The following is a 25,316-nucleotide window of genomic DNA, read 5'->3' as shown; positions in this document are numbered from 1 at the left end:
AATTTAACAAGAAATTTAATAAAAAATCAAGTAGTAAATGTGCCAAGGTCTTGTATAATAAGAACAAGAATATTAAAGTAATTATTCTAAATTAACGGCCTAAGAAGAAAATAATAGGTCATTTAGCTTGTCAGAGAGGTGATGAGTATGCTAAAAAAACACAAACGAAAGTCTCTTTCGAAATTCAAAGAAGAGAAATTTAATCGATTGCAAATAGCGGCGTTAGAGGCGGCTGCTAATTCGATCGTGATCACAGACGCTGAGGGTCATATTAACTGGGCCAATTCAGCCTTTACTGCCTTAACGGGTTATAGTTTGACTGAGGTCTTCGGTAAGAATCTGCGGTTTTTGAAATCTGAGGTACATCCGACCGAATTTTATAAAGAACTATGGGATACCATTATGGCTAATAAAGTTTGGCATGGAGAAATGATTAATCGGAAAAAGAATGGAACCCTTTATACAGAAGAAATGACGATCACTCCTGTTTATTTTGAGCCAGAGCAGAATTTATATTTTATTGCCGTCAAGCAGGATGTTACCCAAAGACGTAAGGACATGGAAGAGATGCGCATGGCGGCTAAAATCTTCGAAAACACCTTAGAGGGTGTTTTGATAACTGATGATAAGGGCGACATTATTTTTACGAATCGATCCTTTCAAGAAATTACAGGCTATAGCACTGAAGAGGTATTAGGGAAGAATCCCAAAATTTTAAGTTCCGGCAAACATAATCAAGAGTTTTACAGACAAATGTGGAAATTCCTTCTGGAAAAAGGGGAATGGCAGGGAGAAATTTGGAACCGCCGTAGAACGGGAGAAATTTACCCCGAGTGGCTGACCATAAGTGTGATCAAGGATGATTGTGGAAAAACGGTACAATATGCGGCTATTCTCAGTGATTTAACGTTACGCAAAAAAAATGAAGAACGAATCAAACATTTAGCCTATTATGATGCGCTGACAGATCTCCCCAATCGCTACCTCTTCCTTGATCGCCTAACAATTGCTTTAGCTCATGCTGCGCGGCACGATAATACACTGGCTGTTCTCTTTTTGGATTTAGATCGATTTAAGGATGTTAATGATACCTTAGGACATGCAGCGGGTGATCAGCTTTTGCAAGAGGTCGGTCGACGGATTACAACGTGTATTCGGGAAGAGGACACAGTAGCCCGGATGGGTGGAGATGAGTTTACTGTACTTCTTCCGGATATTCGAATTGAAGAAGCTAAGGACGTCGCCCGACGAATCCTGGGGGTTTTCAGGATGCCCTTCATCCTGGAGGGGCTGGAGCTGTTCTTAACCCCTAGCATTGGCATTGCGGTTGCTTCCGATAAACTGATTGATGCGCAAACGATCTTACGCTATGCCGATTTGGCGATGTACAAGGCGAAGGAAAATGGGAAGAACCGTTACTGGCTCTATCAATCGGATATGGATATCCAGGCGCAGGATCGTTTAACATTAGAACAACGGTTAAGAAAAGGACTCGATCGGAATGAATTCGTGCTCTATTATCAGCCTCAAGTCGATGTTACCAGCGGTAAACTTCTCGGAATGGAAGCTTTGATACGATGGCAGAATCCTGAAACGGGATTGGTTCCACCACGAAAATTCATCCCGATTGCGGAGGAAACTGGTCTGATTATTCCGATTGGTGAATGGGTTTTGCGTACAGCCATAGCACAAAATGTGGCTTGGCAAGAAAAAGGCTTACCTCCGCTGCGTATTGCAGTTAATCTCTCTGTCCGCCAGCTTCAGCAAGAAGACTTAGTCGAGCGAATCAGTGAGATCTTGGAAGAGGAAGGGATGAAGGGAGTCTGGCTTGAACTCGAGATCACAGAAAGCATGGCCATGCAGGATATCGAGCTTACGTCTCGTGTGTTAGGACAATTAAAGAAATTAGGAATACATATTGCTATTGATGACTTTGGAGTCGGTTATTCTTCTCTTAACTATCTAAAACGCTTCCCAATCGACACCTTAAAGGTAGATCAGAGCTTTATCCAGGACAGTTTGAGTAATTCTGAGAATGGTGCGATTGTTTCCACTATCTTAGAGCTGGCCCGTGAATTAAACTATTCAGCAATCGTTGAAGGGGTAGAAACAGAAGCCCAACTCGAATTTCTTAAAGTTAAAGCCTGTGAGGGGATCCAAGGTTATCTCATATCACGACCGCTTCCCGCGCGCGATATGACGATTTTCCTCAATTTTGTCCATGAAAATCAGGACACAATTTTAGTTCCGAGTGAATCAAAGAAGACCACAACGTAAACTTAAATCTTGAATCCATTTTCAAAGTCGCTTAGTGTTTGACCAAAATTCTGTAAAAAACTTTGCTGTACTCCATACAGTTGTACTTGATTCAAGAACGCCTGTAGATGATCGAGGCCATGTTGCGAAATCAAATGCTCTGTGGCTAGATACCCTTGAAATTCCACATTATATGGCGCGGAAAGAAGTCCTTGATCGATTTTACTCAACGGTAAAAGTCCTCCGCTTTGCGCAGTCTTTTTAAGACTTGTAGTAAGGGCTTTGATCTCCAGTTTGGTTTGAGCGGGGCTTATTTTTTGCTGGGCGGCAAGGCCATTATGCCAGCATGTTCCTTCATTGAACCAAAGGGGAAGTTGGGCACCAATCCCGGCTTGGTTGAACGCAACATGGGTGAGCTCATGGGTAAGAACATTGGCGAGGTCAGCTTTTCCTTGAAGGTTGAATAAGGGAATCCAAATTGAAGAGTTTACCGTAATTCCTCCGGTCTGACTCACGATGGCCGAGATTTCTTGTGTGGAGATCCCGGCACGAAGAAGTGCGTCGCCGTACATTTGTGGATTGGAGTAGAAAACGATTTCTGTAAGCCGATTCGGGTTAAGATTAATGCTGTTTTGGATAATCGGTAGCGAGTAGGTCGTGATCAGCGAACTTGCTGATTTTAGTGTGTCGACCGTTACCCCTGTATCTCCTGCGTAGAGGGTAAGCTTTGGTGATACCTGTTCTTTTAAGGACGAAGGATTAACGGAGGGTAACGAGTTAAGTTGAATCTGAAGATGCTTCTCAAGAAGCCGCATTGATTTTTCTAGGGTAGGATTATCACTACTTATACCGGAGACGACTTGGAGTATGGTTCCCAATGTATTTTGCCAGACTTGGTCCCAACCCTGAGTGGCAATATAATTTTCGACCTTAGTTACGGTCTGCTGAACAGGCTCACTTTGAAAAAGTGTCTTCATCCCGGTTTGAACTTGGGGTGAATAAGTGTAGGCAATTAAATATAAAAGCAAAAGAGCGATGATTTTTTTCATGAATTTTACCCTCAGTTCTTTTGGATGATTGAAATATTAGTACGAGATTACAAGCTCAGATTAATTCTATCATTTTTAGACAGCCTTACCAAAGGGAATATTAGGCTAAAATAATCTGGAATAAAATACGCAGGTTTAAGATGAGAGGTGGATATCTGCTCTTGAATTGATAATATATGATATAATAAGAGTTTAGTAAAGAAAAGGGACAAGGAGAAGCAGAGTTATGAATCTTTTAACTGCGGAAAACTTGACGAAAAGTTATGGGACGAAGGTTCTTTTTGCCAATATATCCTTTGGCATTCAAGATAAAGAAAAAATCGGAATCATTGGTGTCAACGGGATTGGAAAATCCACACTTCTGAAAATATTAGCGGGAATTGAAAGCCCGGAAGAAGGTCAAATTAGTAAGAAAAATGACGTATCGCTAGAGTATCTACCTCAAGATCCTGAGTTCGAAGAACAAGCGACCGTGTTAGAGCAGGTTTTTCGTGGTAACTCCTCCTTCATGCAGCTGTTAAGGGACTACGAGCGGACCCTTGAAAAACTGAACCGAGATCCGCAAAATCCAGCCTATCAAAATAGGCTCCTGGACTTGGGGCAGAAGATGGATGAGCAAAATGCCTGGCAACTGGAGAGCGAAGCAAAAACGGTTCTGACGAAGCTCGGAATTACGGAATTCGAAACACCTATGGGCAATTTATCTGGCGGCCAACGCAAACGGGTTGCTTTAGCGAGCGCGTTAATCAATCCTTCTGACCTTCTGATTCTTGATGAGCCAACTAACCATATTGATAACGCTACGGTCGATTGGTTGGAACAATACTTAAATAATCGTAAAGGCGCTCTGCTGATGATTACGCATGATCGTTATTTTCTCGATCGTGTGGTCAATAAAATTTTCGAACTCGACCAGGGCAAACTTTATCCCTATCCAGGCAACTATACCCGCTATTTGGAGCTGAAAAGCGAGCGTGAGGAGCAAGAAGAGGCCTCGGAACAGAAACGACAAAACCGGATTCGTAACGAATTGGCCTGGATTAGAAGGGGAGCCCAGGGTAGGTCAACGAAGCAAAGAGCACGGATTGAGCGCTTTGATGGGTTGGTTGCTGATAAGCCAACAGGAGTGACAGGAACGGTGGATATTTCAGCTGGGGCGAGTCGTTTAGGGAAAAAGGTTTTGGAGTGCAGTCATCTCCACTACGAATTTCCTGACCGAGGAACTGTGATTGAGGATTTCAGTTATATTCTTGCCAGGAATGATCGTGTGGGAATCATCGGACCGAATGGGATGGGAAAATCCACATTGCTAAACCTCTTGGCGGGGCGGCTTCAGCCAATTCGAGGAGAAATTGAATGGGGTCCGACCGTTAAGATCGGTTACTTTGCTCAGGAAAACACCGAGATGAATCCCAACCAACGCGTGATCGACTATCTTAAGGAAATAGCAGAAGTACTGCCAACGGTAGATGGTGGGACAATTACGGCTTCACAGATGCTGGAACGTTTTCTTTTTCCGCCTGAACTCCAGTGGGCTCATATTGGAAAACTTTCGGGAGGAGAAAAAAGGAGACTCTATCTTCTCCACATCCTCATGGGTGCTCCGAATGTCCTTTTCTTAGATGAACCGACGAACGATTTAGACATTCAGACGTTACGAGTTCTGGAAGAGTATCTTGAAGATTTCCCTGGAGCGGTCATGAGCGTTTCACATGATCGCTACTTCCTTGATCGGGTTGCCCAGAAAATCTTTGCCTTTGAAGAGCAGGGCAAGATTCGATCCTATGTGGGAAACTACTCTGATTATCAGGATCAGGCAGCGAAAGCAGAACGCACTAATACACCTGAGCTTGAACTCGCTCACCGAGAAAACCGTTCGCCCGAGGATTCAAAACAGAGACAGCAAAAGGAACGCCCCCTAAAGATGACCTTTAAGGAACAGCGCGAATTTGAACAGATTGATAATTTAATTGCCCAAAAGGAAGAAGAGCTGGCCAAGGTTAATCAAGAAATGAATACAGCAGGCAGTGATTATGGAAAGCTAAACGAGCTTGTCAATCAACAGCATGCCGTGGAACAGAAACTTGAAGAATTTATGGAACGCTGGGCATTTTTAAATGAGCTGGCCGAGAAAATTGCTCAAGACAAGAGCTAAGTTATCCAAAGTAAGTAAGAAAGTAAGAAATATGCTATTTCGCTAAATAGATTATTTTAAATAATAGAAAAAAGAATGGAGAACAAAAAAATGGATGATATGATTAAACAAATGAAAAAGATCATTGCTGAAAAACAGAAAAAAAGTGCCCAACAAGGCATGCCCCAGAAGCATACGAAAAAGATCGGAGAAAGGCGCAAAGGGATTAAACGCTTTAAACAAGGCGGTATGTTTGATAAGTAAAGAAAGGGGACTTACGTGATGAAGATTTTAGTGGATGCAGACGCTTGCCCCCATTCGGCACTAGAAATCTGTTTTAAACTCGGCCATCAGTATCATTTTGAAGTATGGACGGTTGCTAATTTTAATCACCATATTCTTTCCGAGTACCACATTACCGTTGGAGATAATTCGCAAGAAGCTGACCTGAAGATTCTAAATGTCACGAAAGCTGGAGATATAGTTATAACCCAGGATTTTGGGCTTGCGGGCATGGTTTTAGCTAAAGGTGCCTATGCGATGGGGCCGAAAGGTCAAGAGTATCGAACCGAGACGATCGATTTTCTGCTCGAAGAACGGGAACTGAAAGCAAAGTTTAGACGCTCTGGCGGGAGGACTAAGGGACCCAAAAAGCGTACGGACGAAGATGACCTCGCTTTTACACAATGTTTAATCTGCCTTATTAAGGTGGCAATAAAACAGGCATAAATGAAGAGTGATAATCAAAGCATTGAAACAATACCTTTCATGTTTTGAGTAGAAGCAGACACAAATTAGCGGGTCAGTACATTTTAGACCAAAACAAAAAAGGCTCTAACGAAGAATTAAATCGTTAAAACCATTAATATGACAGTATTAAAGTAAGGTTGGCAGGGGATGAGGGAGTCGAACCCCCATCAGCGGTTTTGGAGACCGCTGTTCTACCATTAAACTAATCCCCTAAGGGTTAAAAACAAAATAGCGACATTGAAAATTATACTCGAGTAATATTATTATGTCAATGATATCTAGAGGTTTTTATAAAATCCCTTCTAAAGGGATTTTATGGGAAAAGGAAGAATAGGCTTAATATTGTGTTAAAATAGAAAACGAAAGTTGGGGAGGGGAAGCTTAGTGTCCATTGATATGCATGTCCATACCGAGGAGTCTGATGGGGCGCTTTCTGTTTATGAAGTACTGAATCTGGCGTCGGAACGTGGGATACAAGCTCTCTCACTGACGGATCATGAAACGACACATGGAATAGCATTAGCTCGGAACTACAAGGATTTATTTAAGTTAAAAGTTATTCCTGGGGTCGAACTGGTTACGGCTTATCAAGGACGTGAAGTACACCTGCTCGGTTACTTTGATGATTCTTGCCTAACCCATCCACAGCTCCAGGATCGGTTAAAGGAATTACGGCTTCAACGGACAGCCTTAGCGTATGATATGGTGAAGCGTTTGCAACAGGAGGGCTTGTCTTTAAAGTGGAGTGAGGTAGAAGAAGTTGCCAATCCAGAAGGTACTGTCAGTAAAGGGCACATTATGCACGCACTTCATAATCATTATACTAAACCTGAAGAAGTGCCCTGGCCGTTGATCTCCAGCTTTTTTCAACCTGGTGGAGCTGCCTATCTACCTTTTTTGGGACATGATTTTACAGAAGCAGTTGATTTGATTTATGCTTGTGGCGGAATACCTGTTCTCGCCCATCCAGGTTTACTTAAAGATCCTAAACTTGTTTATCAGCTTCTGTCCCAACGTCCGATTGGCTTAGAAGTTTATTATGGGTACTGGGAAAATCGGGAAACTCTCATTACAGAATTTGAAGCCTTAGGGCGAGAAAAAGCTATTCTAATTACGGGTGGGAGCGATTTTCATGGATCTTTTAGTCGGGTGACTTTAGGTCAAATCGATGTCCCTCTCCAATGTCTTGAAAATCTTGAAAAAGGGATAAAATCAGCCATCTAGAGAAAAACTAAATTCAGTTTTTGACTGGAGGGACGAATATGCAAAAATTCCGATCGGAAAAGGAAGTTTTCCAAGACATAAAACAATTAATTCAGACTCACTTTGGAGAAAGCGGCCAAGGCATACATGTTGAAGTAAAGGGGGATAAAGTTACTCTTTGGGGAACGGTAGATGCCTTAGCCGAAAAAGATTTTATGGGGCAGCGGATTAGTCGGGTTGATGGAGTCAGGGAACTTGATAATTCCTTAACCGTTGCTAACGATGGCAATATTACTGATAAAGATATCGAGAAGCAGGTTACCGAGAGATTTACTCAGGCAAATTATGAGGACATTACACACCTTGGTTGCCGGGTCAGTCAGGGAATTGTAACATTATTGGGTCATGTTGAAACTCAAAGCACAGAACGGTTAGCCAAAAGGATTGCTTCCCAGGTCAGGGGAGTCAAGGAGATACGGAGCGAGATTCAATTCCTGGAAAAGGCGGTTGATGATGCAACTTTGGTGAATCGGGTAGAGAATGCTTTTGTAGCCTCACCTTGGGTCGATGCCCAAGAAATCAAAACAACAGCCCGTAATGGATTGATTACAATTACCGGGATGGTTGATACCCAAGAAGCGATTGAATGGGCGGTCGAGACGGCTTACCAGGTTCCTGGGGTGAAAGCAGTTGTGAGCGAAATCTTTGCTCGTCATCGTTCTCAGGGTGAGGATTTACATATGACGGAGCAATTGGTGAGAAAACTAGGCCAACATGGAATAACGAGTCAGCACGTCCGAGCTTTTGTTCAAGAGGGTATCGCTTTTTTTAGCGGAGAAGTTTATTCAGATGAAGATCGTCGCTGGGCCGAATCGATGATTCATCACGTTTCCGGGATCCATGGGATAAACAGTTCCATAAAAGTAGCGGCTCATAGTATTAAGTAAGGGAAAAAGCTCAGCCTGATTCCGAGGTTGAGCTTTTTTGCAAGAAATTAACAGATAGAAATAAAGCAAACAACGAAAGAACTAATGTGTTATAATAAGTTCGGTTGTTCCATTTATCATGGAGGTGATGAAGTACGGATCCAATAACGCATGGCTTGATTGGAGCAGCTCTTAGCACCTTATCCGGGCATCCGATACAGATTAATGATCCTGTATTTTTAGGGTGTACTATGGGTGCAATGTTGCCCGACTTAGATATTATCACTTACTTTAAGGGAAGACTAAACTATTTGATGAAACATCGAGGAGTAAGTCATTCTCTATTGGCTTTAGGTGCAATGGCTCTGGGACTAGGAAGTCTTATCTATGCATTTCTCCCCATGGCCTCCTGGGGAACCATTGTCTTCTGGACCTTGATTGGAACGCTATCTCATGGCTTGAGTGATGTATTAAACTCTTATGGAGCAGAGTTACTTTGGCCTTTCTATCGAAAAAAACTGACGGTTGATATGATAATCGTTACCGATCCGGTTGTTTTTGGACTTTTCTTATTTTCTCTTGTTGGGTCGATTATCTATCCTACTGTTGCCAAAGAATCGACAGTGGCCGCACTAATCTTAAGTTCAGGTTATCTTTTCTATCGGCAAACGGGTCGGCAAAAGACTCGAAAGAAGCTTATGCAGAGATATCAAATTATTGATAAAAAACAGATCAAAGTTTTACCGGCTATGTATCGACCGTTTAACTGGTCCTTTTTACTCTTTGAAGAAACAGAAGTAAGATTTGGTAAGGTGCTAGGAGAAAAATTCCAGATTATTAAGAGATTACCGCGCTGCGACCAGAATGATCCTTCGATTGTCAACGCAATGGAGGGCGGATTAGCAGAGATTTTTAACCAATTTACACCGTATTGCCACGTTCTCCTTCTTGAGGAAGAGAATCAACTCAAAGTTGAGTTTCTTGATCTTCGTTATTGGGATAAGGAAGACTTTCTCTATACTGGTGAGGTTCTTATGCTTCCTGATGGTCAAATTGCTGAAGAAACGTTCTATTCCTTTAAAAGAAGGAATTCACAGGGAATTGTTCTTGAATATTAACCGGAAATCCTTAAATGACAGAAATAGAACCTCTGTAATCAGAGGTTCTATTTCTGTCATTTAGCACACTCACTATTGACTTAAAATTCGACATCAACGATAATTATATATTGCGGAGGTGGGATTGTGCCAAAAAAACAGAAAAGTTCTCGGGGAAAGTGGGATTTTGTTGCAACCCTGATAGGAATTTTGGGTTTTTTGGGAATAATCGGAGAACTGGAGATTACTGGAGTCGGTCGTTCTATTTACACTGGCTTTAAAACAGTTTTCGGCAGTATAGCCTGGGTAGGACCTTTACTTTTCTTACTAGTGATGATTGTCATAGAAATAGTGACTCATAGCCAATCGCGTAAACAAGAGGTAAATTCGTGGCACCTTTTACGAAAAACTGAACATACGAACCGAAAAAGAAGGAAACCCATTCAAAAGCGAAGAACGAACAGAGTTGCTATGCACGAAGAGAATAAGGGCATGGCTATTCCCAAAGGCAAATTAGTGAGTCTACAGGGCTTTGAAGAATATTTTGCTTCGCCAGAAGGCCCAGAGATCGAAAGTGCAGCGACAGGAGAGCGTTTGAGTGAACTCGGTCGAGATTTCACAACCTATTTTCAAGAGGGGCAGGAGTTCTCTTTTCGCACTTTAGGAACAAAAATGACGACACTTCAAGCAATGAAGGGGTTTCCTAGCTATTTTGACGCTGTCCAATCAGAATATGAAGAAGAATTAAAAAAATATGCTCGCCCTGATGCAGGAATTCTGATACCGGAAAAAAGAGATTGGCTTAGTATTTTAAAAGAAGATGAAAGAAGAGTTCCAGGTCAACTCGCCCAACTGATTCGGGATCTGCCACAAGAAGAATCCTCGAACGTTCAGATAACACCACAAGAAGAGAAGAGGACTGTTCAGGTACAGGGAGAAGAACTCTCGAGGGTAAATAGACCTGAAACTATCCCTGAAAGCACGTACCTTGAACCCCAATCCCCTATAGATGATGGCTCAAAACTTAACATACCTAATTTAATAGTGAATTCACCTCGCATAGTTGGTGAAAATGAAATTAACGTCAATTCAGGCGATCAGGAGCAAGTAGAAATCATAAGTAAAAATGATGAGGTAGCTCCAGCGATTTCTTCAGAAATCTTAACAGAAGTTCATGATGATTGTGTTGATAAGCCTCAATTAGAAAGAGCTAAGCCTTGGTCATTGCCGGAATTCAAGCTTCTTGATCCAGTTCCAAATATACCCGCGGTTTATGATCCGGAAGTACAGAAAAGACTCGAACAGGTTCTCGCGGATTTCGGGGTCGAGGCAAAAGTGATTCGGGTAACTCGTGGTCCTGTTATTACTCGTTTCGAATTAGCCCCTGCCCCAGGCGTTAAGATCAGTCGAATTGTCCATCTCGCTGATGATATTGCTTTGGGGTTAGCTGCCCGAGATGTCCGGATCGAGGCTCCAATTCCAGGAAAAGCTGCAATTGGGATCGAAGTACCCAATAAGCAACCTCGTCCTGTGCCCTTCCGGGAAGTGCTAGAAACTTCAACATTCCAGGAAAATCCCTCTAAGCTAAAGACCGCGCTTGGTAAGGATATTTCGAACCAACCGGTGATCGCGGATTTAGCGAAAATGCCCCATGTGCTTATTGCAGGGGCTACGGGATCCGGAAAAAGTGTTTGTATTACTTCGCTCATTAATTCTATTTTGTTTAACGCTCAACCGAATGAAGTGAAATTTCTCATGGTCGACCCGAAGATGGTTGAACTGAGCATTTATAATGGAATTCCGCATCTTCTAGCACCTGTTGTTACTGATCCGAAGAAAGCCGCAGCCGCACTCAAATGGGTTGTTAAGGAAATGGAAACCCGTTATGAGCTTTTCGCTGCTGCTGGGGTAAGGGATATTGAACGTTATAATCGTCAGAAAGCAAGCTCGGATGAAGCGGTGCCTGCGCTTCCTTGGATAGTTGTGATTATCGATGAGCTAGCCGATTTAATGATGGTCGCAGCAAATGAAGTAGAAGAAGCTATTTGTCGTCTAGCTCAAATGGCCAGAGCAGCAGGAATTCACTTAGTTATAGCGACCCAACGACCCTCAGTCGATGTTATTACTGGAGTTATTAAAGCGAATATTCCGAGTCGAATCTCCTTTGCCGTCAGTTCCCAAATAGATTCTCGGACGATTCTCGATACGACAGGTGCGGAAAAACTGTTAGGACGTGGAGATATGCTTTATTCTCCTCAAGGGCTAAATAAACCGATACGTGTCCAGGGATGTTTTGTTGCGGATGATGAGGTCCAAAGAATTATTGACTATTGGAAGGCCCAAGGAAAACCGGAATACCTCGATCCTGAAGGGTTCCTAGCAGAGATGGAAACCAAAAACGAAGGTGCCGGACCTGATGATGAATTGTTCGTTGACGCTGGCCGGATGATTATGAATACAGGTATGGCCTCTGTTTCGTTTCTGCAACGTAAATTCAAACTGGGATATGCGAGAGCAGCTCGTTTGATAGATCTTTTAGAAGATAATGGAGTCGTTGGCGGGTATGAAGGGAGTAAGCCACGACAGATTTTAATGACAAAAGAAGAATTTGAGGAACGATTTGGCTGATTTAAAAAGAGGTTGTCAGAGTATGACAGCCTCTTTTTCTGGCTAAAATTCTGCCTTTAAGATCTACCCACATATGCTGCAGAGTCTTTATACACATGATATCTGGAGAAATGGGTATAATCCATAAGGACTGAACATCTGAGAAACTAAAATAAGGAAAGACTATGGAGTAGATATATGTCGGTTAAAATAATCTTAAATCACGAAGAATTGCTGGAATATGCCAAAAATATTGCCCATTCTCATCTCCAATCCGGGAACCGAAAAGGCTGCAGCAAACTGTTTTCAAGGGTTAAAGAAAATACTTCCTTTCTCCAACAAGCATATGAGAAGATCAATCAGTACAGCCAGAAGACAACAGATAGGGTTCCGGCTGCAGAATGGTTTCTCGATAATTATTACCTCCTCAAGGATTTACGATTGGAGATTAAACAAAATTTACCTCGAAAATATGAACGACAATTGCCCTGTATTGCTGATGACAAATCTCAATATTATCCACGGGTATTTTTCTTAATGCGGGAACTTGTGATTCATACGGATATTCAAATCTCGAGAAAACTGCTTCGTGACTTTATTAATGCCTATCAGTTGATAATACCTTTATCAAGTGCTGAATTATGGGCCGTTCCAATCATGTTGAAGATTATTGTTTTAGAAAATATCCGTTGTTTGGTTGAGCAGATCCTGACCACACAGTTAGATCGAGAGGAAGCGGAACATTGGATTACCCCTTTTCTTCAGATGGATCATCCATCTGAAGACTGGGAAAAATCCTATATTTCAATTGATCAGTCGCGAATCAAATCTTCAGCCTATGCTGAACGATTACTCAGTAAAATTCGTGAACTAGGCGTGGATGCCACACCCTTGCTGCATCATCTCGACGATTTTCTCAGTAAACAAGAGGTAACAATTGAAGGTCTTGCAAAATCAGAATATCAGCAGCAAGCGATGTGTCAAGTGTCAATGTCGCATGCGATTGCCAGTATCCGTTTTCTCGCTGAAGAGGATTGGCCCCGCTTTTTCGAAGAAATAAGTCCTGTCCAGAAGTTATTAGAAGAAGACCCGAGTGGGATCTTCTTAAAAATGGACTTTGATTCACGGGACAAATACCGGCATCAGGTAGAAAAACTTGCCCGCCGTTATCAAGTCTCCGAAATTATGATCGCCCGTAAGCTTTTGGCAAGAGCGACCAAACGAGCTGGTATAGGTAATGTTAAGAAAGTACATATCGGCTTTGATCTCTTGGGGCAGGGCAATCGCGAGCTGGAAAAGGAGCTTGAGCAAGAGGGGAAAGAAGTCCAACATTTGGCGTGTCAAGTCAAACGTTGGGTGCGAGATAACACGCACGTCTGCTATTTCGGCAGTATATTTTTGATCTCCATGCTTTTACTTGCGCTTCTGGCTCCCCGGTTATTTGTGGGTCACAAGATGAGCTTTAGAGATTGGGTCTATGCTATTTTCATACTCGTGGTCCCGGTTACGGCTGTATCTATTCCGTTAGTCAATTGGCTTGTTGCTCATTTTTTCCCTCCTACCTTTTTCCCAAAACTTGAATTAAAAGCAGAAATTCCGGAAGACCTCCGCACAGTAATTGTGATTCCAGCCCTTTTACCAAGCGTTGAACGGGTAAGAGACCTTATTGGCCAGCTTGAGATATCTTATCTGGCGAATCAAGATTTGCACTTGCATTTTGCCCTGCTTGGTGATTTTAAGGATGCAGCTACATCGAATCTTCCTAATGATCTTGAGATTGTCCAAGCTGCAGTTCAAGGTATCGAGCAACTCAATCAGAAATACCGCGTGGATGGATTTTTTTTCCTGAATCGGAAACGACTCTGGAATGAATCAGAAAAGGTCTGGATGGGATGGGAGAGGAAACGGGGAAAGTTGCTTGAATTCAACCAACTTTTACGGCAAGAAGGGCCTACTAGCTATGATGTTCAAATTGGTGCATTAGAAATTCTGCCTAAAATCAAATATGTCATCACCTTGGATGCTGATACGGAACTGCCACGAGGAGTTGCCAAGAAATTGATCGGTACCTTGGCGCATCCTTTACAGCGTCCTCGCCTTAACGAAGAAAGGACACGCGTTATCGAAGGGTATGGGCTATTGCAACCTCGAGTTGGAGTCTCTATTCTGAGTGCACAAGCCTCAGCCTTTTCCTCTCTGTTTTCAGGACAGACAGGAATCGATCCTTATACAACAGCCGTATCCGATGTTTACCAAGATTTATTTGGTGAAGGAATTTATACAGGCAAAGGGATTTATGATGTCGAGGTCTTCCACAAAGTGACCGGAAAGGTTTTTCCAGAAAATCGGATTCTCAGCCATGATCTTCTGGAAGGGCTATATGCCAGAACTGGCCTTGTCACGGATATCGAACTGATTGATGGCTATCCTAGCAAATATCCAACGTATATCAAGCGATTACATCGCTGGGTGCGGGGAGATTGGCAGATATTGCCCTGGTTAGGCAAAGATCTCCCGTTCTTAGCAAAATGGAAGATCTTCGATAATTTGCGTCGAAGTCTTGAAGTCCCTTGCCAGGTTCTGCTGATTCTCCTTGGGTTTATCTCCTTTGCTCCACAGCCTTACTTATGGCTTGGCTTTGTCGGCTTTAGTCTTTTCTTGCCCCATTTTCTTCGACTCCTGGACCAAGTATTTAGTCGTAGAAAGAGTACGGCTTCAAGATTTGACTATCGAGAGATGATCTATCCTTGGATTTTTCAAGCTTCGACACTGTTCTATCAAGCGTTAATTCAATTCGATGCAATTTTTCGAAGTCTTGTTCGCCAATTTATAACGCACCACAATCTTCTGGAATGGGAGAGCGCTGCTGATGTGGAACAACGTCTAAAATTTAGCTTAGCGTCAACGATTCTCAAGATGTGGCCGGTTTGGTTAGGACTATTTATTTTTACAGGAGGAATTAATGCCGTTCAGCCAGCTCAAACCCTTGCTTTTCTGCCCGTGTGTTTCATCTGGGGTGTGTCTCCCTTTCTGTCTTATGCTTTCAGCGTACCCCTGACTCGTGTGAGCGAGCATCTTTCCAAGGAGGATATTCAGGAATTGCGGCTATGGTCACGCCGGATCTGGGCGTTTTTTGAAGATTATGTTACGCGTCAGGAAAACTGGCTTCCTCCAGATAACGTCCAAGTTGACCCGCCCAACGGAATTGCCCATCGTACTTCACCGACCAATATCGGGCTCGCCATGCTCTCGAATTTAGCGGCGTTTGAATTGGGATATCAGACTGTAGATGCAACTTTGGATCGGATCGAAGGGTCGCTGACAACGTTAGAAAAAATGGAGCAATGGAAGGGGCATTTCTATAATTGGTATGATACGTTAACGCTCCAACCGCTTCAGCCACGTTATATTTCGACCGTCGATAGCGGCAACTTAGTTGTTTATCTTATGACCTTAAGCCAAGGACTGCGCACTTTGGGCGAAGAATCGCTTCTTCAGCCGATGATTTCAGGTTTAACCGATACCTTTCAATTGGTCAGGGAACATATGAATCAGGGTGGAAACGAGGAACAGCTTGCTGGGGAAAACGATTGGACTTCCTTAGCTAAAACTGAATTCCCGAAGAACGTTTGGTCTCTGCACACTTCATTGGAAAAATGGGAGCAACAAATGGTTGAAGGGATGATTAAAAATGCTGCGGAAGAAGGACTATTTTGGATTGAGCGGTTAAAAAAAATGCTGTCTTCGTTTAATCGAGAAATCGCTCAATTTTATCCGATTGAGGAAGAGAATAATCTTGTCCAGGCAGATTTGGAAGGGACGAAGGGGAAGAGGTTTGAAACTTTAAGCCTGATAGAACTTCTTGAATGGTATCAGCAAAAAGTTGAGCAGATGGAAAACGCTCAAGACGTAAGGATCATTTTGGAGCAAAAAATTGAGAATCTTCAACATGTTATGAGTCGTACTGAGAATTTAAGCACGCGGATCAGAGAGCTCGCCCTAAACACGAATTTTCAACCCCTCTATGCTTCGGAACGACAACTCTTTTCAATCGGTTATCGAGTTGAGGAGGGAACAAGAGATCGTTCTTATTACGATCTCTTAGCTTCTGAAGCTCGCCAGGCTAGTTTCATGGCCATTGCCAAGGGGGATGTCTCACAAGCACATTGGTTTCGGCTAGGACGCACTTTAACTCAGGTTAAGGGGAGAAGAAGTTTAGTCTCCTGGAGTGGAACTATGTTTGAGTTTATGATGCCTCTCTTGCTGATGCAGAATTATCCAGGGACCTTGTTGGATGAGACCTATCATTCTGTCGTTGAAATTCAACGACTTTATGGCCTTGAAAAAGGGATCCCCTGGGGCATATCTGAATCAGGATATTCAACCTTAGATCTTCAACTCAATTATCAATACAAGGCTTTCGGTGTTCCTGGGTTGGGATTAAAGCGGGGATTAGTTCAGGAATTAGTCATCGCACCCTATGCCACGTTCCTGGCTTTATTAATCGAGCCGCAAAACGGGGTCAATAATCTGCGACGGATGGCAGGAATGGGATTTGCTAGTCGGTATGGACTCTATGAAGCAGTCGATTTTACGCGCGAGAGGATTTCACTGAAGCAAAATTTCCAGATCGTGAAGAGTTATATGGCCCATCATCAAGGGATGAGTTTTCTGGCTCTAAGCAATGTCTTATTGGCTAATCGGATGCAACATCATTTCCATGCAGATCCTTTAATTCAAGCAACAGAATTGCTGCTGCAGGAGCGTTTACCCCGAGTTCAGAAAATTGTTCCTCCTCCGGAAACTGCGCGAAGGTCTTTAGAGGGTAATCTCGTTCAGAACGATGAGGAAGATCGGTTTATTAGCTACCCAAGCGCAGATACCCTTATGCCTCTTACTCATTTTGTAGCTAACGGTGAATACTCCGTCATGATGACCAATGCAGGGTCCGGATTTAGCCGCTTTAAAGGCTTGGCAGTTTCGCGTTGGCGTGAGGATGTTACTTGCGACGACTGGGGAATGTATTTCTACATACAGAACTTAAATTCCGGCAATTTTTGGTCTGCGACGCACCAACCTTGTCAGGATTCAGGAGAGGATTATCGTGTGACGTATGCTCCAGATAGGATAGAATATTTTCGTAAAGACGGAAACATCTCGACAAAAATGGAAGTTGTCGTTTCTCCTGAAGATCCAGTTGAAACCCGCAGATTATCGTTAACAAATCATAGCCAGTATGAGCGGGTATTAGAGGTCACAAGTTATTTCGAAGTCGTTCTCCTGCGTCCTCAGGATGAATTAGCCCACCCGGCCTTTGCTAACTTATTTATTGAAACCGAATTTGTGCATCAAGCCTTGATTGCTTCCCGGCGCCCCAGAAACCAGGAAGAAGCACGATATTGGCTCATGCAAACGGTTGCTTTAGAAGGAAAAGAGGTAGCCAACCTGCAATATGAGACAGATCGTGGACGCTTTTTGGGTCGGGGAGGGAGCATCGTCCATCCTCAGGCCTTAGAATTGAACCAACCGCTTTCGAATTCTACAGGTGCAGTTCTCGATCCTATCCTCAGTTTAAGACAACGGGTCAGTATCAAACCGGGACAGACTGCTAAAATATCTTTTTCGACAGGGATCGCGGCCACCCGGGAAGCAGTTATGCAATTAGCCGAAAAATACCGAGAACCGTCGGTAATTGACCGGGTATTTGAATTGTCTTGGACGCAAAGCCAAATGGAGCTTAAACATTTAAATCTGACTGCGGCTCAGGCCAACGATGCTTTAAGCTTAGGAAGTCAAGTCCTCTATCTCAGTCCTAGACGCCGTGATTATGCTGAACGCCTGAGCCGTAACACTAAAGGTCAATCTTCCTTGTGGCCCTATGCTGTGTCCGGAGATTTACCCATGATCCTTGTCTTGCTGAAGAAAACACAGCATCTGGATTTCGTTCGGCAATTATTAATTGTTCACGAATACTGGCGGATGAAGGGCCTCTATGTTGATCTTGTCATTTTAAACCAAGATGAAACAGGGTATATGCAAACCCTTCAAGACATGCTGCAAGATCTTGTTGCGGTCGGGCATGCTCGGGATTTGATCAATCAAGCGGGCGGAATTTATTTACTGCAAGAACGTCATATGTCTGAGGAAGATGTTAACTTGCTTCATTCCGTAGCACGTGTTGTCTTTAACGAAGAGGAAGGATCTTGCGCGGTTCAACTTCGTAAGCAACGCAAGCGAGTTGCGCAGATTGTTCCAAGTATGGGAAAAAGAGCTCGCACTGTTGTCGACTTAAGCGAAGAAAGCACCTCCTTAGAAAAAGCTTCCCGTTTTGAAGAACAATCTCAACTTCTTTATTTTAATGGTTATGGTGGGTATAATCGCGAGGGTAGTGAATACATTATCTGGCTTCGCGATGGAAAAAAGACTCCCCTCCCCTGGATCAATGTGATCGCGAACCCCCATTTTGGATTTCAAGTTTCCGAAAATGGAGCAGGCTATACTTGGTCGGGTAATAGCCGTGAGAATAAACTCACGCCGTGGTCGAATGATCCCATTCTTGATTCACCTGGGGAAGCCCTCTATATCCAAGAGGATCAGACGGGAATGATTTGGAGTCCAACTCCTTCGCCTATTCGTGAGCAGACGGACTATGAAGTCTGTCACGGCCAAGGATATTCCGTTTTTAGACACAGGAGTCATGACTTGGAGCAGGAAATGTTCATGTTTGTTCCGCTCGAAAAACCTCTGAAAATCATGAAACTCACCTTAAAAAATCAAGCGGCTCATGATCGGAACTTCACGCTGACCTACTATGTTGAATGGGTGATGGGGATTGCTAGGGAATTGAGTGCTCCCTTCATAGTGACTGAATATGATGAAGAACACTCAGCTCTCCTGGCCCGAAATTCCTACCAGGAGGAATTCGCACAGCGGATCGCTTTCCTGAGCGCTTGCGGGAGCCAGGTTAACGCTTATACAGGTGATCGGACAGAGTTTATCGGGCGAAATGGAGATTTGAGTCATCCAAAAGCACTGATGGAAAAGAAACTGTCTGGTAATACAGGAGCAGGGTTTGATCCTTGTGGAGTTCTACAATACAAGATTAAGCTGGCCCCAGCAGAAAAACGAAGCATTTACTTTATCCTAGGTGAAGGCGGAAGCCTTGAGGAGACACAAGCTCTCTTAACTGAGTTGCAAAACGAAGCGAAAATCGAGCAAGCTTTCCAAGAGGTTCAAGGGTATTGGCAGGAACTTCTCGGTCGGGTAACTGTTCGGACCCCCGAAAAATCGTTGGATTTACTTCTCAACCGTTGGTTGCTTTATCAAACAATCGTGTGCCGTCTCTGGGCTCGTTCTGCCTTTTATCAGTCTGGGGGTGCCTTCGGTTTCCGCGACCAACTCCAAGACGTGATGGCCTTAACGCTCGTCGCTCCGGAAAAGACCCGTTCCCAGATTTTGTTGCATTGTGCGCATCAATTTAGCGAAGGAGATGTTCAACATTGGTGGCATGCTGAGAAAAGTAAGGGAATTCGCACCAAGTTTTCGGATGATTTATTGTGGCTACCTTTTGTCACGGCTGATTATCTCGAGCATACCCAAGACAAATCCTTGCTCGAAGAAGTTGTTTCTTTTTTAGATGATCAGCCCCTGGGTGAGGAAGAAGATGAACGCTATTCCATACCCCAACTATCAACGAGTTGTGGAACAGTTTATGAGCACTGCATTCGAGCAATTGAGCGAAGTTTAAAGTTAGGCGAACATGGATTGCCTTTGATCGGATCAGGGGACTGGAATGATGGTTTTAGTCGGGTTGGGGTCAAAGGAAAAGGCGAAAGTGTTTGGTTAGGGTGGTTTTTGATCACGACTCTCGACCGCTTCGCTAGCGTGTGTGAGGAGAATCAGGAGCTAGAACGGGCGGAAAGATACCGGCAAATAGCGCTGGAGCTGACTGAGAGTATTGAGAAAAATGCTTGGGACGGGGGCTGGTACCGACGGGCTTATTTTGATGATGGAACCCCTCTAGGCTCGAGCAGAAACCCTGAGTGTCAAATGGATGCAATTGCTCAATCCTGGGGGGTGATTTCTGGAGCAGCTCGCCCTAGCCGCGTCCGTGATTCCATGACTGCGCTCGAAAACTATCTCTGGCGTAAAGAAGATGGTGTTCATCTTCTCTTAACTCCTCCTTTTGATCATTCATCCCTTGATCCCGGGTATATTAAAGGGTATGTGCCGGGAGTTCGCGAGAATGGAGGTCAGTATACCCATGGAGCAATTTGGTCGGTTCTAGCGTTTACCTCCATGGGTGAAGGGAGTAAGGCTTTGCAACTATTTAACATGTTGAACCCCATCAATCATGCGCGTACTCCCCAGGAAGTTGCTCGCTATAAGGTTGAACCTTACGTTATGGCTGCAGATGTTTATGCCGTTCATCCTCATATCGGTCGCGGAGGATGGTCCTGGTATACAGGGGCAGCGGGATGGATGTATCAGGTGGGAATAGAAGGAATACTAGGTTTATCGAAACAAGGAGCAAAACTCTCCCTGAGGCCGTGTATTCCAGCGCATTGGCAAGGATATGAAATCGATTATCACTATAAGTCTGCATTATATCGAATCAAGGTCGAAAATTTGCATGGAAAAATGACGGGAGTAGAGAAGTCTGTCTTGGATGGTCAATTATTAGAGGGAGATCAGATCAATCTAACTGATGATGGAAAAGAACATTGGGTACACTTTATTATGTAAGATAAGTATAATCCTTGAGCTATTCGAACAAGCTAATTCAGAATAGATCCCGTGGGATGGGTAAACTGGGAGGAAACTTTGATGGAGAAACTTAAATGTAAAGCGGTTAACTGTTTACACAATTACAACACCCTTTGTGGTGCCGACGAAATCCAAGTCCAAGGTGGACAGGCGATGGGTGGACGAGCTACATTTTGTGGGACATTTAACTCTCGTAACTTAGGAAATTATGTATCCTCGATGGGGAATATGAATTATGGTGGCGCAGCCGAACAAGTATTCAGTGATCACCCGTCAATGGAACCTCACGTTCTCTGTAATGCAGTTAACTGCGCCTATAATGTCGAACAAAAATGCGATGCTGATGCAGTTCAAATCCAAAATGAAGTCTCTTCGACAGCTGAACAAACGGAGTGTCAGACTTTTTTTCCGCGCTAATATTCCATGATTCCAGAAATAGAGCACACTAGAAATTGTTTTTGACGATTTCTAGTGTGCTCTATTTTCACTTTTACAAGAGGATTAATTGAGTGGGCGTCGAAAATTTTATAAAGCGATTTTATAGGGAGTGATGGACAGCTGACCTCACGATTTAAGGCCTTTTGGCTAATTCTATTCCTTCTGACGGCGGCTTTTAGCCTTTCATATCTATGGTTTACACTTTACCCCGGAAAGGTTGATCCTTTAGCTCTTCAGATTTTTAGTGATGAGCAAATACAAAAAGGAAAAGTGTATAGCGTTGTCCCCCGTTTGACCTATATCCTAAGCTTTTTGGTTCAAGCTACTTGCCTGGGTTGGTTGATTATTTCAGGGAAAATTCATGGATTGACTCGTGAGGCTATAAGAATTTCCCGAGGGAGAGAGTGGGTCAGTATCCTCTTGATGTTTATCGGGATATGGCTTCTTCTTAAGATTCTAAGCTTTCCCTTTAGCTTCTTTAGTAACTATATATGGCAGCATCAGTGGGGCTTTTCTAGACAAAGTCTTAGTTCTTGGTTGCTGGATGATCTGAAAAACTCATTCCTGGATATTGGAATCACTGGCCTCGGGGTGCTATTCCTTTTTGGGATATTTAATCATTGGCCCCGAATGTGGTGGGCCGTGGGAACTGCTTTTTTTGCCGGCTGGCTAGTTATTCAATCCTTTCTTTGGCCGATCCTCATTGCTCCGTTGTTTAATAATTTTAGCAAAGTAGAGAATCCACAGATTATCTCCATGGTTGAAGATCTTGCCAAAACGGCGGACCTCAAGGTGAATCAGATCTTAGTCATGGACGCGAGCCGAAGAACAACAAAAGCTAATGCCTATTATACAGGGGTAGGTGGAACTCAAAGGATTGTCCTTTATGACACGTTACTCCATGATTATGATCAGAATGAAATCCAAGCCGTTATTGCTCATGAAATGGCTCATTGGAAATATGGACATATTCTCAAGGGAGTGCTGCTGGGTATCTTAGGTAGCTTTCTTTTTTGGAGAATTGCCTTTTGGACCATGAACATACTTTTCCCTAAGGGAAAGTATCCTCTTGAGGCCTGGCCAGTTTTTCTATTCTTGCTTTTATTATTTGGTTTTCTGAGCAGCCCACTTCAAAATTATGTCTCGCGGCAAATGGAAACTCAAGCAGATATCATGGCTGTTCAATTGACAGAAGATCCCCAATCGACTATCCGTTTACAAATTGACCTCGCCAGGCGTAATCTTTCGGATGTATCTCCTTCTCCGTTTATCGAGTGGTTTAGCTATACTCATCCTCCGGCGTTGACCCGAATCAAAACCATTCAAGAACTATCTCAGAAATAAGATTCTTGTTCTGGGATACTCCTAGGGGATTGACGATATCTTCTTTTATTGTTGCAGCCGTTGGAGTATGATGTCTAGAGAACATATTTTATTGAACGTAATTCATACTTAGACTGGACGTTGAGCATTGGGCTGAGGGATAGCTCGGGAGAGGAAGAGGGAGAATGGGAAACTTCTTAGTAGTAGATTTTGAGTTTTCTGTACCACGGTCTTATGGCAAGCCGAGGGCCTGGTTTCCAGAAATAACTGAAGTCGGGGCGGTTCTGGCGGGTCCACTGGGTGACCCGACTGACCAAACGTATAGCGCCTTTATTAAGCCTCGATTTTGGCCGCGTATGACCGAGGAGAACTATGCAATTACTGGAATCCGGCAGGAGGATGTAGATGGCGGTGTTGGTCTGGAGACCTCTCTAGATGACCTGAGAAAGATGTCCCCAGATAAGAATACGTGGTTAGTCGCTTGGGGGGATTCTGATCGGAAAGTCCTCGGTAGCGTCTGCGAAAAGTATGGTTTGGATTATCCTTTCGTTTGGGATAATTATCTCGATCTGGCTGAAGAATATAAATCATTTTGCAAGTTAGAGAGAAGAGCATCATTAAAACGTGCGATTGAGGAAAATGAAATACCGCAAATTGGAATCCTTCATTCGGCTTTGGATGATGCGATTAATGCAGCCCAGGTTATGGCCTGGATGATTCAGAATGGCTGGGTGATGAAAGGCCATGCTTCTACGGAAGAAATGGAGAGCAAAGTCGCTAGTGCTCAAAGTGAAAAAAAGGAAAGCCGTTCAGTTTAAAGGAACTTAAAATCTAGCTAAAGGCCTTGGTGATAATGCACTGAGGTCTAAATTATTTCGTAAAATAAGCTACAGAATAAATTGAACGGTGTTGAGAGAGTCTAATTCTAAGATAAAGCGTAGCAAGGAGAGTGAGCTATGGGAAAAGTCATCATTGTCGAAGGAAAAACTGATCGAGAACAGTTACTGAAGATTTTAGACGAACCTGTTGAAATTCTTTGTAGTAACGGTACATTGAGTCAAGAAAAACTGGAAGAATGGGCAGAGTGGTTAGAAAGCTCGGAAATCTATATTTTTGTTGATGCAGATGATCCCGGGAATAAGCTTAGAAAACGAATTAAACAGGAGCTTCCCGATGTTCGCCATCTCTATACCCATCGTACGTATCGGGAGATTGCCACGACTCCTTTAGATGTTTTGGCTGAGATCTTAGGACATGCACATTTTGAAGTTAAAGAGCCAGAGCTTAATTAGAAAGATTACTCGAGGAGAATTTGGAGAGAAATCGGAATTATATTAATGCAAGATTTAATGAAGGGAAGATCGGTTTGGAGAAAGTGAGAGTTTGTGGCAAAACAACAACGGAGTGGGTCAATGAATTCCCGGTGTTTACACGTCTGCTTTCAGGGGAAGAAGTTTTTTGGACGAATCCCCATTATCTCGATAAGGAAGTAAAACACGCGCCCATTGGTCTCAAAGAGGTTGATGATGCTGAAGCACGCTTGCTCCGGTTCGCTCCTTATCTGGCTAAAGCATTCCCTGTTACCGCAGGACAAAAAGGGTTGATTGAATCCCCCTTGATTACCATATCGCGAATGCACCGGTTTCTTAAAGAATGGTACAAAATTGAAATATCTGGGCAACTTTTTCTCAAAGAAGATAATCTTCTACCAATAGCTGGCTCAATCAAGGCCAGAGGTGGTATCTACGAAGTTTTAAAGCATTCGGAGGAATTAGCGCTCCAAAATCAACTTCTGACGCTTCAGGATGACTATACCGTGTTATCATCCTCTCAGTTTCGAGAATTCTTTGCGCAATATGCTATAGCTGTTGGCTCTACTGGAAATCTGGGCCTCAGCATAGGGATGATCGGTTCTCAATTAGGTTATCAGGTAACAGTTCATATGTCGGCCGATGCGAAGCGCTGGAAAAAAGAATTGCTCAGAAGTCATGGGGTAGAGGTTATCGAATATGACTCAGATTACAGCCAGGCTGTTGAGGAAGGAAGAAGAGCCGCTCAGGCGAATCCCCACTGCTATTTTATTGATGATGAGAATTCGTTGGACCTGTTTTTGGGGTATGCAGTCGCGGCGCGACGCTTGCAAAGGCAGCTTGAGAAAATGAAAGTTAGCGTGGACGAAAATCATCCCTTGTTTGTTTATCTACCCTGTGGAGTGGGCGGTGGGCCGGGAGGAATTACGTTCGGCCTAAAACTTATTTATGGCGAATTTGTGCATTGCTTTTTTGCTGAACCTACCCATTCTCCCTGTATGCTGCTCGGCTTATTAACTGGACTCCAAGATCAAGTAGCAGTCCAAGATTTCGGGATTGATAATCATACTGAAGCTGATGGGTTAGCGGTTGGACGACCTTCGGGGCTCGTAAGCGGGGTTATGGAAAATAGGCTGAGCGGAAATTATACGGTCCAAGACGATGAACTTTATATTTTACTAAGTGCCCTGAATGAAGTCGAGCAGGTTCAACTAGAACCCTCTGCCCTAGCGGGAATGATCGGACCGGTCAGACTTCTGCAAACAAAGCCTGGACAGGACTATCTGGTTAACCATAGCTTAACTGAAAAGATGACGCAGGCGACCCATATCGTCTGGGCGACAGGCGGAAGTTTGGTTCCAAGTGAGATTATGGCTGAATATCTTCAAAAGGGTAATCGTTTAAAACAGCAGTTTAAAAGTCGGCACAAGTAGAGCATGAATGATAGAACTTAGATC

At 43.5% G+C, this 25,316-nt stretch carries 15 protein-coding genes and 1 tRNA gene; 14 read left to right on the top strand and 2 right to left on the bottom strand.

Going from position 1 to position 25,316, the window contains the following annotated elements:
• The first annotated feature begins 147 nt into the window (after positions 1-147).
• Positions 148-2,277: an EAL domain-containing protein gene (locus tag VM640_RS06680; protein ID WP_325390645.1), complete on the top strand. Its 2,130-nt coding sequence runs from the start codon at positions 148-150 to the stop codon at positions 2,275-2,277.
• A gap of 2 nt (positions 2,278-2,279) precedes the next feature.
• Here the strand turns inward: VM640_RS06680 and VM640_RS06675 are convergent, their stop codons facing one another.
• Positions 2,280-3,305, bottom strand: coding sequence for a hypothetical protein (locus VM640_RS06675; protein WP_325390644.1), 1,026 nt, complete (start codon positions 3,303-3,305; stop codon positions 2,280-2,282).
• Between the two features lie 226 nt (positions 3,306-3,531).
• Between VM640_RS06675 and VM640_RS06670 the strand changes: the two genes are divergently transcribed.
• From VM640_RS06670 to VM640_RS06660, 3 genes are all read left to right on the top strand, one after another.
• Positions 3,532-5,460, top strand: a complete 1,929-nt coding sequence (locus VM640_RS06670; protein WP_325390643.1) for an ABC-F family ATP-binding cassette domain-containing protein — start codon at positions 3,532-3,534, stop codon at positions 5,458-5,460.
• A gap of 90 nt (positions 5,461-5,550) precedes the next feature.
• On the top strand, positions 5,551-5,703 hold the full coding sequence (locus VM640_RS06665; RefSeq protein ID WP_325390642.1) for a hypothetical protein: 153 nt from the start codon (positions 5,551-5,553) through the stop codon (positions 5,701-5,703).
• A gap of 18 nt (positions 5,704-5,721) precedes the next feature.
• Positions 5,722-6,168 (top strand): YaiI/YqxD family protein, encoded by a 447-nt coding sequence (locus tag VM640_RS06660; RefSeq protein WP_325390641.1) that lies wholly within the window; start codon positions 5,722-5,724, stop codon positions 6,166-6,168.
• 159 nt (positions 6,169-6,327) lie between these two features.
• Here the strand turns inward: VM640_RS06660 and VM640_RS06655 are convergent.
• Positions 6,328-6,401, bottom strand: a tRNA-Trp gene (locus VM640_RS06655).
• A gap of 172 nt (positions 6,402-6,573) precedes the next feature.
• Between VM640_RS06655 and VM640_RS06650 the strand changes: the two genes are divergently transcribed.
• The 10 genes from VM640_RS06650 (at position 6,574) to VM640_RS06605 (ending at position 25,292) form a co-directional block, all read left to right on the top strand.
• Complete coding sequence (locus VM640_RS06650; protein ID WP_325390640.1) at positions 6,574-7,413, top strand: PHP domain-containing protein; 840 nt, start codon at positions 6,574-6,576, stop codon at positions 7,411-7,413.
• Positions 7,414-7,451: 38 nt separating this feature from the next.
• A complete protein-coding gene (locus VM640_RS06645) occupies positions 7,452-8,339 on the top strand; it encodes a BON domain-containing protein (RefSeq protein WP_325390639.1) in 888 nt (295 codons plus the stop codon).
• 143 nt (positions 8,340-8,482) lie between these two features.
• Positions 8,483-9,436: a metal-dependent hydrolase gene (locus VM640_RS06640; protein ID WP_325390688.1), complete on the top strand. Its 954-nt coding sequence runs from the start codon at positions 8,483-8,485 to the stop codon at positions 9,434-9,436.
• Between the two features lie 126 nt (positions 9,437-9,562).
• On the top strand, positions 9,563-12,043 hold the full coding sequence (locus VM640_RS06635) for a DNA translocase FtsK (RefSeq protein ID WP_325390638.1): 2,481 nt from the start codon (positions 9,563-9,565) through the stop codon (positions 12,041-12,043).
• Between the two features lie 177 nt (positions 12,044-12,220).
• Positions 12,221-20,767, top strand: a complete 8,547-nt coding sequence (locus tag VM640_RS06630; protein ID WP_325390637.1) for a glycoside hydrolase family 94 protein — start codon at positions 12,221-12,223, stop codon at positions 20,765-20,767.
• Positions 20,768-20,848: 81 nt separating this feature from the next.
• Positions 20,849-21,205, top strand: a complete 357-nt coding sequence (locus tag VM640_RS06625; RefSeq protein WP_325390636.1) for a DUF1540 domain-containing protein — start codon at positions 20,849-20,851, stop codon at positions 21,203-21,205.
• Positions 21,206-21,328: 123 nt separating this feature from the next.
• Positions 21,329-22,570 (top strand): M48 family metallopeptidase, encoded by a 1,242-nt coding sequence (locus VM640_RS06620; RefSeq protein WP_325390687.1) that lies wholly within the window; start codon positions 21,329-21,331, stop codon positions 22,568-22,570.
• A 164-nt stretch (positions 22,571-22,734) separates the two neighbouring features.
• The gene (gene kapD / locus VM640_RS06615) at positions 22,735-23,367 is read left to right on the top strand and encodes a 3'-5' exonuclease KapD (RefSeq protein ID WP_325390635.1); all 633 of its coding nucleotides are present in this window, start codon (positions 22,735-22,737) and stop codon (positions 23,365-23,367) included.
• Positions 23,368-23,505: 138 nt separating this feature from the next.
• On the top strand, positions 23,506-23,841 hold the full coding sequence (locus VM640_RS06610) for a toprim domain-containing protein (RefSeq protein WP_325390634.1): 336 nt from the start codon (positions 23,506-23,508) through the stop codon (positions 23,839-23,841).
• A gap of 74 nt (positions 23,842-23,915) precedes the next feature.
• Entirely contained in the window at positions 23,916-25,292 is a 1,377-nt protein-coding gene (locus tag VM640_RS06605) for a D-serine ammonia-lyase (protein WP_325390633.1), read from the top strand.
• Positions 25,293-25,316 lie beyond the last annotated feature (24 nt).

The organism is Desulfitobacterium sp. (genome assembly GCF_035539115.1).
Classification (GTDB): domain Bacteria; phylum Bacillota; class Desulfitobacteriia; order Desulfitobacteriales; family Desulfitobacteriaceae; genus Desulfitobacterium_A.
Note: the sequence above shows the minus strand (reverse complement) of the source record. Positions and strands in the feature narration are given on the sequence as shown.